The sequence below is a fragment of the Micromonospora coriariae genome (assembly GCF_900091455.1).
GTDB lineage: Bacteria > Actinomycetota > Actinomycetes > Mycobacteriales > Micromonosporaceae > Micromonospora > Micromonospora coriariae.
Map to the genome: position 1 here is coordinate 795,901 of NZ_LT607412.1, position 13,436 is coordinate 809,336.

General features: G+C 69.6%; 11 protein-coding genes. All 11 read right to left on the reverse strand.

All coding sequences use genetic code 11. From position 1 onward, the window contains the following. Positions 1 to 45 precede the first annotated feature (45 nt). Positions 46 to 1,188, reverse strand: coding sequence for a multiple monosaccharide ABC transporter substrate-binding protein (gene chvE, locus GA0070607_RS03655; protein WP_089016895.1), 1,143 nt, complete (start codon positions 1,186 to 1,188; stop codon positions 46 to 48). Positions 1,189 to 1,427: 239 nt separating this feature from the next. Then, positions 1,428 to 2,417, reverse strand: a complete 990-nt coding sequence (locus tag GA0070607_RS03660; RefSeq protein WP_197701233.1) for a LacI family DNA-binding transcriptional regulator — start codon at positions 2,415 to 2,417, stop codon at positions 1,428 to 1,430. 291 nt (positions 2,418 to 2,708) lie between these two features. Next, positions 2,709 to 4,211 (reverse strand): L-arabinose isomerase, encoded by a 1,503-nt coding sequence (gene araA, locus GA0070607_RS03665; protein ID WP_089016896.1) that lies wholly within the window; start codon positions 4,209 to 4,211, stop codon positions 2,709 to 2,711. A gap of 26 nt (positions 4,212 to 4,237) precedes the next feature. Beyond that, positions 4,238 to 5,227, reverse strand: a complete 990-nt coding sequence (gene yjfF, locus GA0070607_RS03670; protein WP_089016897.1) for a galactofuranose ABC transporter, permease protein YjfF — start codon at positions 5,225 to 5,227, stop codon at positions 4,238 to 4,240. After that, positions 5,224 to 6,294 carry an ABC transporter permease gene (locus GA0070607_RS03675; protein WP_089016898.1) on the reverse strand — a complete coding sequence of 357 codons (1,071 nt, stop codon included), beginning with the start codon at positions 6,292 to 6,294 and terminating at the stop codon, positions 5,224 to 5,226. The genes yjfF and GA0070607_RS03675 overlap by 4 nt, the downstream gene beginning before the upstream one ends. Then, positions 6,291 to 7,832, reverse strand: coding sequence for a sugar ABC transporter ATP-binding protein (locus GA0070607_RS03680; RefSeq protein ID WP_089016899.1), 1,542 nt, complete (start codon positions 7,830 to 7,832; stop codon positions 6,291 to 6,293). The genes GA0070607_RS03675 and GA0070607_RS03680 overlap by 4 nt, the downstream gene beginning before the upstream one ends. A 116-nt stretch (positions 7,833 to 7,948) precedes the next feature. After that, positions 7,949 to 8,947, reverse strand: a complete 999-nt coding sequence (locus GA0070607_RS03685; RefSeq protein WP_172898975.1) for an ABC transporter substrate-binding protein — start codon at positions 8,945 to 8,947, stop codon at positions 7,949 to 7,951. 127 nt (positions 8,948 to 9,074) lie between these two features. Continuing rightward, on the reverse strand, positions 9,075 to 9,767 hold the full coding sequence (locus GA0070607_RS03690) for an L-ribulose-5-phosphate 4-epimerase (RefSeq protein WP_089016901.1): 693 nt from the start codon (positions 9,765 to 9,767) through the stop codon (positions 9,075 to 9,077). Beyond that, positions 9,764 to 11,446, reverse strand: coding sequence for a ribulokinase (gene araB, locus GA0070607_RS03695; RefSeq protein WP_089021635.1), 1,683 nt, complete (start codon positions 11,444 to 11,446; stop codon positions 9,764 to 9,766). Before araB ends, GA0070607_RS03690 begins: the two co-directional genes overlap by 4 nt. Positions 11,447 to 11,662: 216 nt before the next feature. Continuing rightward, positions 11,663 to 12,451 carry an ABC transporter permease gene (locus tag GA0070607_RS03700; protein WP_089016902.1) on the reverse strand — a complete coding sequence of 263 codons (789 nt, stop codon included), beginning with the start codon at positions 12,449 to 12,451 and terminating at the stop codon, positions 11,663 to 11,665. Further along, positions 12,448 to 13,404, reverse strand: coding sequence for an ATP-binding cassette domain-containing protein (locus GA0070607_RS03705; protein ID WP_089016903.1), 957 nt, complete (start codon positions 13,402 to 13,404; stop codon positions 12,448 to 12,450). Before GA0070607_RS03705 ends, GA0070607_RS03700 begins: the two co-directional genes overlap by 4 nt. Between the last annotated feature and the right edge of the window lie 32 nt (positions 13,405 to 13,436).

Genomic DNA, 13,436 nt, shown 5'->3' on the forward strand with positions numbered 1-13,436 from the left:
GCCATGATGCCGGGCTCGGCGGTGGACGCCGAGCCCGGCGGCAGGTTACTTCTTCGCCTGACCGGCGGCGACCTCTTCCGCCGTCCAGTAGCCGGAGTCGATCAGCGTGGCCTTGATGTCGTCCTTGTAGACGGTCGCGATCGGCAGCAGGTACGACGGCACCACCTTGACGCCGTTGTTGTACGTCTGCGTGTCGTTGGCCTGCGGCTGCTTGTCCTGCAGGAACGCCTCGGCGGCGTTCACGGCCTGATCGGCGAGCAGTCGGGTGTCCTTGAAGACGGTCGAGCTCTGCACGCCGTCGTTGATCAGCTTGATCGAGGCGATCTCCGCGTCCTGGCCGGTCACCACGGGGATCTTCTTGGCCGCGGTGCCGTAGCCGGCGTTCTGCAGGGCGGTGATGATGCCGCGGGAGATGCCGTCGTACGGCGACAGGACCCCGTCGACCCGCGCGCCGTCGTTGTAGCTGGAGGTGAGCAGGTCCTCCATCCGCTTCTGCGCGGTCTCCTGCTGCCACCGCAGGATGGCCACCTGCTCGATGGTGGTCTGACGCGACTTCACCTTCAGCGTCCCGGCGTCGACGAACGGCTTCAGCGTGTCCATCGCCCCGCCGAAGAAGTACTGGGTGTTGTTGTCGTCGAGCGAGCCGGCGAAGAGTTCGACGTTGAACGGGCCCTTCGCGGTGCCCTTCGAGCCGTCCTTGTTCTGCAGGCCGAGGCCGACCAGCAGCGCGGTGGCCTGGGCGACGCCCACCTTGTAGTTGTCGAAGCTGACGTAGAAGTCGACGTTCTTGCTGCCCCGGATCAGCCGGTCGTACGCGATCACCGGGATCTTCGCGTCGGCGGCGGCCTGCAACTGGCCGCTGAGCGCCGTGCCGTCGATCGCCGCGATGACCAGAACGTCGGCACCCTGGGTGATCATCTGGTCGACCTGCTGCGACTGGGTGGGGATGTCGTCGCCCGCGTACTGGAGGTCGACCTTGTAGCCCTTCGCCTCCAGCTTCTGCTTCACCGCGTTGCCGTCGGCGATCCACCGCTCGGAGGTCTGCGTCGGCATCGAGACACCGATGGTCAGGTCGCCGGGCTTCTTCGCGCTGGTGTCACCGCCGCTGCCAGCACCCTCGCCACTGCATGCCGCCAGGCTCAGCGCCAGCACCGCGCCGCCGAGAGCAACCAGGAACTTCCTGCCCACGGGCCTCTCCTCTCTGGACTCCCCCGCCGACCGCCGGGGCCACCTGTCATCTTCCCCCGAAAGTGTTAGCGCTCACATAGAGCACGTCAACACTTAACCGGCAATACCGGTGTCACGGTCTCGTAACGGAGGCTCGTTCTGACGGGGCGTCTCGAACGCGTCGTCCACATGGGACCCGGGGCGGCGCGACGGCGGCGGGCGGTCCGGTGCGGTTGGACGGACGGCCGCGCCGGACGCCGTCAGTGTCGGGGCGGCGCGGCGACGCTGTCGCGGGCGACCAGGGTCGGGGCGATGGTCTGCCGCAGCGCCCCTCCGGTACCCGATTCGATCTGCGCCAGAAGCAGCTGGATGCTCGCCCGCGCCACGGCGTCGAAGTCCGGCCGGACGGTGGTCAGCGGCGGAATGAAGTACGCCGCCTCCGGGACGTCGTCGAAGCCGACGACGCTGATCTCGTCCGGCACCCGCCGACCGAACTCGTGCAACGCCCGCAGCACACCGAGCGCGAGATGATCGTTGGCGGTGAAGATCGCGGTGACCTCCGGCATCCGCGCCAACAGCTGCCCGCACCGGTATCCCGAGGCCGCGGACCAGTCCCCCTGCATCAACGGCGGCGCGTCGACCTTCGCGGCCAGCAGCGCCTCCCGCCAGCCTTCGATCCGCCCAACGCTGTCGAACCAGTCGGACGGACCCGACACGTGCCAGACCGTGCGGTGCCCGGCGTCGAGCAGGTGCTGGGTCGCCGCCCGGGCACCCGCCACCTGGTCGACCGTCACCAACGGCACCGGGCGGCGTGGGTCACCGTCGACGGTGACCAGCGGGACGTCCTTGGGCAGGCGTTCCAGCGCCTCACCGGCCGACTCCACCGGCGCGATGACGACGATGCCGGCGACCCGGTGCGACAGGTGCCGCTCGACAGCATCGGAGATGGATCGGTAGTCCAGGTCCCGCACGCTGCCCACACTCACCGCGAAACCCTCCTCCGCGGCGGTCTGCTCCAACGCGGCCAGCAACGACGCCGGCCCGTACAACGTCGTGTTCTGCGCGACCACGCCGATCACCTGTGACCGGCCGGTCACCAACGCGCGCGCCGCGCCGTTGGGCCGATAGCCCAGTTCCGCGATCGCCGCCCGCACCCGCAACCGGGTCTGCTCGCGGACGTTGGGGTGCCCGTTCAGCACCCGCGACACCGTCTGGTGGGAGACACCGGCCAGACGGGCGACGTCCGTCATCGCCGGACCATGCACGGCCATGTCACTTCCCCCGTCCGCGTACCCGAAGCCGCGGCCCGCCGACGTCGACCGGAGCGGTCGGCCGATCCCGGCGCTCGGCCAAAACGCCGATGCCAAACCCCCGCTGACCAGCGCTGGATAGCCGACAGCCTACGCCAGCCACGGCTCCTACCAGGCATGCGGCTGGCCGGGGGCGGCGCCCCGGGCGGCGTGTGCGTCGGTTGCCGGGGCAGGGCATCCTGCCGCCCACACCGCGTGTCACGGTCACTGCTTCACCGCCCCATGATCATGTTAGAAGCCACGGGCCAGCCGGTAGTAGGCCTGATTCCAGCGGATCTCGTCGGCGAAGCGGCGGGGCTCGGTGTCGGCGTCGATGACCACCAGTTCGGTCCGGCTCATCTCGGCCAGGTCGTGCAGCTCCTCCACGCCCACCGCCTGCGACAGCACTGTGTGGTGCGGGGCCCCAGCGGTGATCCACGCCTCGGCCGAACCGGGCAGGTGCGGTCGCGGACGCCAGACCGCCCGGGCCACCGGCAGTCGCCGCAGCGGCTGCGGCGGAGACACCACGTCGATCTCGTTGGCCACGAGCCGGAAGCGCTCACCCATGTCGGCCAGCCCGAGCACCACCGCCGGACCGGGTGCGGCGTCGAACACGAGCCGGACCGGGTCCTCGCGGCCGCCGATGCTCAGCGGGTGGATCTCCACGTTCGGCACGCCGCCCGCGATGCTCGGGCAGACCTCGAGCATGTGCGCGCCGAGCACCAGTTCCTCGCCCGGGGTGAGGTCGTAGGTGTAGTCCTCCATGAACGAGGTGCCACCCTCCACGCCCACGGACATCGCCTTGAGGGTGTGCACCAGCACGGAGGTCTTCCAGTCGCCCTCGCCACCGAACCCGTAGCCGTCCGCCATCAGCCGCTGCACGGCGATGCCGGGCAGCTGACGCAGCCCGCCGAGGTCCTCGAAGTTCGTGGTGAACGCCCGGAACCCGCCGGCGTCCAGGAAGGCGCGCATGCCGAGCTCCAAGCGGGCGGCGTAGCGCAACGAGTCGTGCCGCTCGCCCCCGGAACGCAGCGCCGGGACGATCCGGTAGCTGTCGTCGTACTCCTTGACAAGATCGTCCACCTGCGCGTCGGCGACCTCGTCGACCACCTGGACGAGGTCGTTGACGCCGTAGGTGTTTACCGACACCCCGAAGCGCAGCTCCGCCTCGACCTTGTCGCCCTCGGTCACGGCGACGTCGCGCATGTTGTCACCGAACCGGGCCAGCCGCAGCGACCGCATCGCCGACCAGCCGAGCGCCGCGCGGGCCCACGCCCCGACACGGGCGGTCACCCGCGGGTCGCTGACGTGCCCGGCCACGGTCTTGCGTGCCACGCCGAGCCGGGTCTGGATGTACCCGAACTCGCGGTCGCCGTGGGCGGCCTGGTTCAGGTTCATGAAGTCCATGTCGATGTCGTCCCACGGCAACAGCACGTTGGCCTGGGTGTGCAGGTGCAGCAGCGGCGTCTGCAACGCGTCCAGCCCGGCGATCCACATCTTCGCCGGAGAGAAGGTGTGCATCCAGGCAATGACCCCGATGGCGCCCTGGGCGGCGGCGTCCCGACAGACCTGGAGGATCTCACCGCTGTTGGTCAGGACGGGCTTCCAGACCACCCGGGCGGGAACCTGCGGCGAGTCGTCGAGCACGGCCGCGATCAGGCGGGACTGCTCGGCCACCTGCCGGAGGGTCTCCTCGCCGTACATGCCCTGGCTGCCGGTGAGGAACCAGATCTCGGGTGCGCTGTGTGGTGCCATGGAGTTGCCTTCCGCGAGAGGGGCGGTCACTTGTAACGGATTCCGATGAGGCGCTGGAGGAGGATGAACGCGAAGAGCAGGCCGCCGATCACGATCTTGGTCCACCAGGAGTTGAGGCTCCCGTCGAAGGTGATGAGGGTCTGGATCACGCCCAGGGCCAGGACGCCGAGCACAGTGCCGAAGACGTAACCCGAGCCGCCGGTGAGCACCGTGCCACCGATGACGACGGCGGCGATGACGTCCAACTCCATGCCGACGGCGATCAATGGCGCGCCGGAAAGGGTGTAGAAGGACAACAGGATGCCGCCGATCGCGGAGCACAGGCCACTGATCGTGTAGACGGCGATCCGGGTGCGCCCCACCGGCAGGCCCATCAGCAGTGCCGACTGCGGGTTGCCGCCGATGGCGTACACGTTGCGCCCGAGACGTGTGTAGGCCAGCGTGTACGCGGCGACGGCGACCACGACGAAGGCGACCAGCACGCTGATCGACACGAAGTTGCCCCGGGGATCACCGATCCGCTCCTGCGACATCCTGGTCCAGAACCCGTCGGTGATCGGGATGGACGAGCCGGAGATGAACGTGCACATCCCCCGAGCGAAGAACATCCCGGCGAGCGTCACGATGAACGGCTGGATGTCGAAGAAGTGGATGGCGCAGCCCATCAGCAGGCCGAGCGTCGGGCCGATGAGCAGGGCGATGACGAGCACGAGCGCCGCCGGCAGGCCCTGCTGGAGCAGCGAGGCCGACACCATCGCCGTCATGGCGACGACCGAGCCGACGGACAGATCGATGCCGCCGGTGAGGATCACGAAGGTCATCCCCACCGCGACGACGAGCAGGAAGCCGTTGTCGATGAAGACGTTGAAGATGACCTGCACGTTGGAGAACGCCTGGTACTGCGACACCCCGATGCCGTACATGACCAGGAGCAGGACGAGCGTCGCCAGGACCGGTATCTGCCGCCTCGGCAGCCGGAACCGGGTACGGCCAGCGGTGAGCGATCCAGTGGTCATGCCGGCACCTGCTCCTTCGGCGAGTCGGTGACGGTGCTGGGCGGCGGGGCGCTGCTCCTGCGACGGGTGAACCGCGCCCGGAAGGCCGGCGCCTGGATGAGGCAGACGGCGATGACGACGACCGCTTTGAACAGCAGCGAGGTCTGCGGCGAGATGTTCATCGCGTACACCGTGGTGGTCAGGGTCTGGATGATCAGCGCCCCGAGGATGGTGCCGCTGAGGAAGAACCGCCCGCCCGCGAGGGACGTGCCACCGATGACGACCGCGAGGATGGCGTCGAGTTCCACCCAGAGGCCGGCGGCATTGCCATCGGCGCTGGAGACGTTGGCGGTCATCATGAAACCGGCGACCGCTGCGCAGACGGCGCTGAGGACGTACGCGAGGAAGATGACCCGGCCGGAACGGATGCCGGCCAGTCGGCTCGCCTCGGCGTTGCCGCCCACCGACTCGATGATCATGCCGAGCGCGGTGCGGCGGGTGAACGCGGCGACGAGCAGGGCGGCCGCCAGGGCGATGAGGATGGCCAGCGGCAGGGTCAGCACGTGGCCCAACCCGATCGCCCGGTACGGCTCGGAGTTGATGGTGATGATCTGGCCCTCGGTGATCAGCTGGGCGAGCCCCCGGCCGGCCACCATCAGGATCAGGGTGGCGATGATCGGCTGGATGCCGATCACGGCCACCAGCACCCCGTTCCAGGCACCGAGCACGAGCGCGACCCCGAGCGCCATGGCGAGGGCGGTCAGCACCACGGGAAGGCTGTTCTGGTCGGGCTGCTGGCTGATGTACAGGCAGGCGGTCGCGCCACTGATCGCGCACATCGACCCGACCGACAGGTCGATCCCGCCGGTCGAGATGACCACCGTCATGCCCAGCGCGACGAGGATCAACGGCGCGCTCAGCCGCAGGATGTCGATCGGCGTGCCGTACAGGTGCCCGTCCTTGAGCTCGATGGACAGGAACCCGGGCCGGTAGACCGTGTTCGCGGCGAGCATGACGACGAGCACGGCGGCGGGCCAGAACAGCCGGTGACCGGTCATCGCCCGGTAGCGGCCCACGGTGTCGTTCATCGGTCTGCCTCCTCCCGGTGGGTTCCACTGGCGATGGTCTGCATGACGCGGTCGGCGTCGAGGCTGTCGTCGTTGGCGAGCTGCGCGACCATCTGCCGGTCCCGCATCACGGCGACCTTGTGACTGAGGCGCAGCACCTCCTCCAGCTCGGCGGAGATGAACAGCACGGCCATGCCGCCGTCGGACAGCTGCGTCACGAGCTTCTGGATTTCGGTCTTCGCGCCGATGTCGATGCCCCGGGTGGGTTCGTCGAGGATCAGCAGCCGCGGCTCGGTGATCAGCCACCGGGCCAGGAGCACCTTCTGCTGGTTGCCGCCGGAGAGATTGCGGACCGGCACCTCCGGGTCGGCCGGCCGGATGCTGAGGGCCTTGATGTACTTCTCGACCAGCTCGTCCTGACGGCGACGTGGGATGGGCCGAAGCCAGCCCCGGGCGGCCTGCATGGCGAGGATCAGGTTCTCGCGGACCGACAGGTCGGCGACGATGCCCTCCGCGCGGCGGTTCTCCGAACAGAAGCCGATGCCCCGGTCGATGGCCTGCGCCGGGGTGCGCAGGCCGCTCGGCTCACCATCGACCGCGACCTGCCCGCCGTCGGCCCGGTCGGCACCGAACAGCAACCTCGCCACCTCGGTACGCCCGGAACCCAGCAGGCCGGCCAGGCCCACCACCTCACCGGCGTGGATGGTCAGGCTGAACGGCTCGACCGCGCCTGCCCGGCCGAGGTTCGACACCGCCACGAGCGGGCGGCCCTCCTCCACTGCGGCCAGGTCCCGTCGGGAGTGTTCCTCGATGCCCTCCAGGACGTCGAGCTCCTTGCCGATCATCTTCTCGACGAGGCTGAGCTGGGGCAGCTCGGCGGTGGGGTACTCGCCGACGAGCCCACCGTTGCGCAGCACTGTGATCCGGTCGGCGATCTCGTAGACCTGGTCGAGGAAGTGGGTCACGAACAGGATCGCGATGCCCTCGTCACGCAGTTGCCGCATGATGCGGAACAGCTGCGCGACCTCGCCCGCGTCGAGGCTCGACGTCGGCTCGTCGAGGATCAGCACCCGGGCCTGGATGTCGATCGCGCGCGCGATGGCGACCATCTGCTGGATCGCCAGGGAGTACGAGCCGAGCGGCGCGCTGACGTCGAGGTCGAGGTCGAGGCGGGCCAGGAGCGTACGGGCACGACGGCGGACCTCGCCCCAGCGGACGGCGCCGAACAGCCGGGGCTCGCGTCCGATGAAGATGTTCTCCGCCACCGAGAGGTTGGTGCAGAGGTTGACCTCCTGGTAGACGGTGCTCACCCCGGCGGCCGTCGCCTGCATCGGCCCGCTGAAGGACACCGGCGCACCGTCGAGGGTGATCGCACCCTCATCGGTGTCGTAGACGCCGGTCAGCACCTTGATGAGGGTCGACTTGCCGGCCCCGTTCTCGCCCATCAGGGCGTGCACCTCGCCGGGGAAGAGCCGGAAGTTGACGTCGTGGAGTGCACGCACCCCGGGGAAGGACTTGCTGATCCCGGTCATCGTCAGGACCGGACGGCTATCCGTCATCCCATCAGACCTCTTCTGGGGTTGTCGACGCGAACGGACCGCCTACCTCCGGTCCGTTCGGGGGATGGGCCGACGCTGCGGGGCCGCCGCGCGAGCGCGGCGACCCCCGGCGTCGATCAGTACTTGCGGTTGGGCAGGGCCTCCTTGGCCTGCTCCTGGGTGAAGGTGGTCTCCTCGGTCTCGATCCGAGCAGGCACCTCCTCGCCAGCGGAGACCTTCTTGGCCAGGTCCATCAGCTGTGGGCCGAGCAGCGGGCTGCACTCCGCGATGAAGTTGAACTTGCCGTCGGCGAGAGCCTGCATGCCGTCCTTGACGGCGTCGACCGTGATGATGGTGATGTCCTTGCCGGGCACCTTGCCGGCCGCGGTGATCGCCTCGAGCGCGCCCAGGCCCATGTCGTCGTTGTGCGCGAACAGAACGTCGATCTTCGGGTTGGCCTTGAGGAACTGCTCCATGACCTGCTTGCCGCCGGCCCGGGTGAAGTCACCGGTCTGCGAAGCGATGATCTTCAGGTTCGGGTTGGCGGCGATCGCCTCGGCGAAGCCCTTCTTGCGGTCGTTGGCCGGGGCGGCGCCCGCGCTGCCCTGCAACTCGACGATGTTCACCGGGCCCGACGCGGTCTTCTTCTGCTCGACCAGCCACTCGCCGGCGAGCCGGCCCTCCTTGATGAAGTCCGAGCCGAGGAAGGTCTTGTACAGGCTCTTGTCGGCCGAGTCGACCGAGCGGTCGGTCAGGATGACCGGGATGCCGGCATCCTTGGCCTCCTTGAGCACGGTGTCCCAACCGGACTCCACCACCGGCGAGAAGGCGATCACGTCGACCTTCTGCTGGATGTAGTTGCGGATTGCCTTGATCTGGTTTTCCTGCTTCTGCTGCGCGTCGTCGAACTTCAGCTCGACGCCAGCGTCGGCGGCCGCCTCCTTGATCGAGGTGGTGTTCGCCGTACGCCAGCCGCTCTCCGCGCCGACCTGGGAGAAGCCCAACGTGAGCTTGCCGTCGTCGGCGGCCCCGCCGGTGTCGCTGTTGCCGCAGGCCGCCACGCTGCCGACGAGCAGCACGGTGGCGAGGACCGCGGCGGCGCGCCACGGAGCGGAGTGCGTTCGCATCTTTCTCATCGGATCTCCTTGGCTCGGGGGTGCTGGGTGCCCGCGTCACCGCCGACGTGGGGGCGGGCGGCGTACGCGGGTGGTGCGTGCGGTGCGCTCGGTGGTGCAGCCCGGCGGGTGGTGCCGGGGTCTCCGGTCAGGAACTCGCCGGTGCGGTCGGTTGTTGGCCGTAGACGTTCTGGTAGCGGTGGTAGAGCGCGTCGATGTCCGCCTGCGCGATCGGCACCGGCTGCCCGAGTACGCGGGCGAGGTGTGCGGTGCGGGCGACGTCCTCGCACATGACCGCCGCCTTGACCGCCGCGCGGGCGTCACGGCCGATGGTGAAGACGCCGTGGTTACGCATGAGCACCGCGGGTGAGCGGTGCCCGGCGAGCGTGGTGACGATGCCCTTGCCGATGTCGTCCCCACCGATCAGCGCGAACGGGCCTACCGGGATCTCCCCGCCGAACTCGTCGGCCTGGGCGGTGATGTGGCAGGGGATCGCCTCGCCGCAGGCCGCCCAGGCGGTGGCGTACGAGCTGTGCGTGTGCACCACCCCACCGACCTCGGGCATGGCCCGGTAGACGTAGGCGTGGGCGGCGGTGTCGCTGGACGGGGCGAAGTCGCCCTCGACGAGAGCGCCGTCCAGGTCACACACCACAATGGTGTCCGCCGTGAGGTCGTCGTAGCTGACGCCGCTCGGCTTGATCACCAGGAGGTCCTGGCCGGGGACACGGGCGGAGACGTTGCCGGACGTCCAGGCGACCAGGCCGTACCGGGTCAGCTCGGCGTGCAGTCGGGCGACCGTCTCGCGCAGCTCGCGGATCTGTCGGGCCGTCTCGGTGTTCATGCGACCACCTCCAACGCGGTCTCGGGCGTGGCCGCGCCGGCTCCGACCGCCGCGTTGCGGATCGCGCGCAGGCGGAGCATCACGTCGTTGCCTCCACGACCGAAGTGGTCGTGCAGCCTCCGGTACTCGGCGTAGAGGGCGTCGTAGGCGCGCGCCCGCTCGGGATCCGGTCGGTAGACGGCCTCGTGCACCCGGCCCATCGCCTGCGACGCCTCGTGGATCGACGGGTACTCGCCGGCGGCGACGGCGGCATGGATCGCCGATCCGAGCGCCGGCCCCTGCGCGGAGCCGATGATGTTCAGCGGCCGGTTTGTCACGTCGGCGTAGATCTGCATCAGCAGTTCGTTGGAGGCGAGACCACCGGCGATCACCAGGTCGTTCACCGCCACCCCGGCCTCGACGAACGCCTCGATGATCATCCTCGTGCCGTACGCCGTGGACTCCAGCAGCGCCCGGTAGACGTCCTGCGGCCGGGTGGCCAGGGTCATCCCGACGATCATCCCGCTGAGGTCGTGGTTGACCAGCAGCGACCGGTTGCCGTTCCACCAGTCCAGCGCGACCAGGCCGTGCGCGCCGACCGGCTGGCTGGCGGCCAGCTCGGTGAGGTGTTCGTGCGAGGCGACCCCGGCCGGGGCGGCGTGCTCGACGAACCAGCCGAAGATGTCTCCGACTCCGCTCTGCCCGGCCTCGTAGCCCCACGCGCCGGCGCTGATGCCGCCGTCGACGACGCCGCACATCCCTGCGACCTCGGCGAGGTGCGGGCTGTTTACCACGTGGCAGGTGGAGGTACCCATGATCGCGACGAGTCGACCGGGCTCCACCGCCTGCGCGGAGGCCGCGGTGACGTGCGCGTCGACGTTGCCGGCGGCAACCGCGATCCCCTCCGGCAGGCCGGTCCATGCCGCGGCACGGGCGGTGAGCGTGCCGGCCCGGGCGCCGAGCGGCAGCAGCGGACCGTCCAACTTGGCCACGAAGTCGCCGAAGTCCGGGTTGAGCGCGGTCAGGAAGCTCTGCGCCGGGTACCGGCCGTCCTGCCGGATGCCCTTGTAGCCGGCCGTGCAGACGTTACGGGTCTCGGTGCCGCTGAGCTGCCAGACGATCCAGTCCGCGGCTTCGATGAAGCGCTCGGCGCGGTGGTAGACCTCGGGGTCCTCCTCGAGGATCTGAAGGCCCTTGGCGAACTGCCACTCGGCGGAGATCTTGCCGCCGTACCGGCCGATCCACGGCTCCGCCCGCTCGTGGGCGAGGGCGTTGATCCGGTCGGCGTGCGGCTGGGCGGCGTGGTGCTTCCACAGCTTCACCCACGAGTGCGGACGGTCGCACAGCTCGGGCGCCTCGCAGAGTGGGGTGCCGTCGGCGAACGTCGGCAGCACCGTGCAGGCGGTGAAGTCGATGCCGATGCCGACGATCGCGGCGGGGTCCACTCCCGCGGCGGACACGGCCGCCGGGACGGCGTACCGCAGCACGTCGCGGTAGTCCTGGGGATTCTGCAGAGCCCAGTCCGGCGGCAGCGGTCGACCTCCCGGAAGGGCAGTGCTGATGACTCCGTCGCCGTACTCGTGCACCGCGGTCCCCAGCTCGGCGCCGTCGCCGACCCGGACCACCAGTGCTCGCCCGGACAGGGTGCCGAAGTCGACACCGACGACGTAGCGTTCGCCAGCTCCGTCCACAGGATTCATGTCCACCTCCACCGTCGACGCGCCCAGTGTTAACGCTCACATCCATCTTCGTCAAGACATCTGCCGGCAACAGCTCCGTAACGTCGGCCAGGGCGCCACAGCGACGACGACCGTGACCCCGGAGCCGGCACATCCCGAACGCGAACGCCGACGGCCCGGCCTGCCGGCCGGGCTGTCGGGATGTCGCGGGTGGTCGACCGCGAGCGGGCGCTGCGATCAGCGGGCGGGGTTGCGGTTGTACAGCGCCCTGGCCCAGAAGAAGCAGAGCACTGTGATGACGGCACACCAGGCGACCGCGAGGACCGCGCTGGTGCCGATTCCGGTGCCCAGCAGCAGACCACGGAGGGTTTCCATGACGGGCGTGAACGGCTGGTAGTCGGCGAACAGCCGCACCGCCGTCGGCATCGAGTCGGTGGGGACGAACCCGCTGCCGAGGAACGGCAGTAGCACCAGCGGCATCGGCAGGTTGCTGGCCGTCTCGACACTCTCGCTGACCAGCCCGAGGGCCACCGACAGCCAGGTCAGCGCGAAAGTGATCATCGCGAGGACGCCGATCACGGCGAGCCACTCGACCGGATTCGCGGTCGGCCGGAAGCCGACGAGCAGCGCCACGCCGGTCACGACCGCCAGACTGAGCAGCGCCTGGATCAGGCTGCCCAGCACGTGTCCGGTGAGGACCGACGGTCGGAAGATCGCCATGGTGCGGAACCGGGCGACGATGCCCTCGGTCATGTCCATGGCGACCGAGATGGCGGTGCCCTGCGCGCCGCTGACCACCGTGATGAGCAGGATGCCGGGGGTGACGTAGTTGGCGTACTGGGCCCGGTCGCCGGAGGGCCCGAGGCCGGCGCCGAGAGTGCCGCCGAACACGTAGACGAAGAGCAGCAGGATGATGACCGGGATGCCGATGAGCATCAGCGTCATCGACGGATAGCGCCGCATGTGCAGAAGGTTGCGCCGCAGCATGGTGCTCGAGTCGCGGGCAGCGAGGGTGAGGGTGCTCATCGCGCCATGGCCCTTTCGTTGTCGGGTCGGCCGGTCAGGGTGAGGAAGACGTCGTCCAGGTCGGGGCCGTGCACGGTGAGACCGGCCACGCTCACCGAGGCACGGTCGAGCTGGTCGAGCAGGGCTCGGAGCGACCCGACCCCACCGTCGCTCGGGACCCGCAGGGTCAGTGCCGCGTCGTCCCGGGTGGCCGCCGTGAGCAGGCGGGCGGCCGAGTCGAGGCCCGTGTGGTCGGCGAACTGCAACACGACGTGACCGCCGGGGATGAGCCGCTTCAGCTCGTGCGGGCTGCCCTCGGCGATCAGGCGGCCGTGGTCGAGGAAGGCGATCCGGCTGGCGAGTTGATCGGCCTCCTCCAGGTACTGGGTGGTCAGCAGGATGGTGACGCCGTCGGCGACGAGATCGCGGATGATCTGCCACATCGCGCGGCGGCTGCGCGGGTCGAGGCCTGTCGTCGGCTCGTCGAGGAAGATGACGCGCGGATCGCCGACCAGCGTCATCGCGAGGTCGAGCCGCCGGCGCATCCCGCCGGAGTACGTCGCCACCGGCTTGTCCGCCGCCTCGGTCAGGTCGAACTGCCCCAGCAGCTCGACGACGCGTCGTCGGCCGGCCGCCCTGCCGAGGTGGCGAAGGTCGGCCATCAGGCTCAGGTTCTCCCGACCGGTGAGCAGGTTGTCGACGGCCGAGAACTGGCCGGTGACGCCGATCAGTCCGCGTACCGCGTCGGGCTCCCGGGTCAGGTCGTGACCGCCGATGCGGGCGTCGCCGCCATCGGCGTCGATCAGGGTGGACAGGATCTGCACGGTGGTGGTCTTGCCAGCGCCGTTGGGGCCGAGCAGGGCGAAGATCGTTCCTTCGGCGATCTCCAGATCGATGCCGTCGAGCACGAGCTTGTCGCCGTAGGACTTGCGCAGGCCGGTCGCGACTATCGCGGGCCGGGAAGGGCTGGCCATGGTCTCCTCGATTCGTGTACGGGGTTTCGCCG

Bases quoted from the DNA above. Each gene is read 5' to 3' on its own strand.
- GA0070607_RS03690 (WP_089016901.1), bottom strand. From the start codon at position 9,767: ATGAACACCGAGACGGCCCGACAGATCCGCGAGCTGCGCGAGACGGTC.
- GA0070607_RS03700 (WP_089016902.1), bottom strand. From the start codon at position 12,451: ATGAGCACCCTCACCCTCGCTGCCCGCGACTCGAGCACCATGCTGCGG.
- GA0070607_RS03705 (WP_089016903.1), bottom strand. From the start codon at position 13,404: ATGGCCAGCCCTTCCCGGCCCGCGATAGTCGCGACCGGCCTGCGCAAG.
- yjfF (WP_089016897.1), bottom strand. From the start codon at position 5,227: ATGACCACTGGATCGCTCACCGCTGGCCGTACCCGGTTCCGGCTGCCG.
- GA0070607_RS03685 (WP_172898975.1), bottom strand. From the start codon at position 8,947: ATGAGAAAGATGCGAACGCACTCCGCTCCGTGGCGCGCCGCCGCGGTC.
- araB (WP_089021635.1), bottom strand. From the start codon at position 11,446: ATGAATCCTGTGGACGGAGCTGGCGAACGCTACGTCGTCGGTGTCGAC.
- GA0070607_RS03675 (WP_089016898.1), bottom strand. From the start codon at position 6,294: ATGAACGACACCGTGGGCCGCTACCGGGCGATGACCGGTCACCGGCTG.
- GA0070607_RS03660 (WP_197701233.1), bottom strand. From the start codon at position 2,417: ATGACGGACGTCGCCCGTCTGGCCGGTGTCTCCCACCAGACGGTGTCG.
- araA (WP_089016896.1), bottom strand. From the start codon at position 4,211: ATGGCACCACACAGCGCACCCGAGATCTGGTTCCTCACCGGCAGCCAG.
- GA0070607_RS03680 (WP_089016899.1), bottom strand. From the start codon at position 7,832: ATGACGGATAGCCGTCCGGTCCTGACGATGACCGGGATCAGCAAGTCC.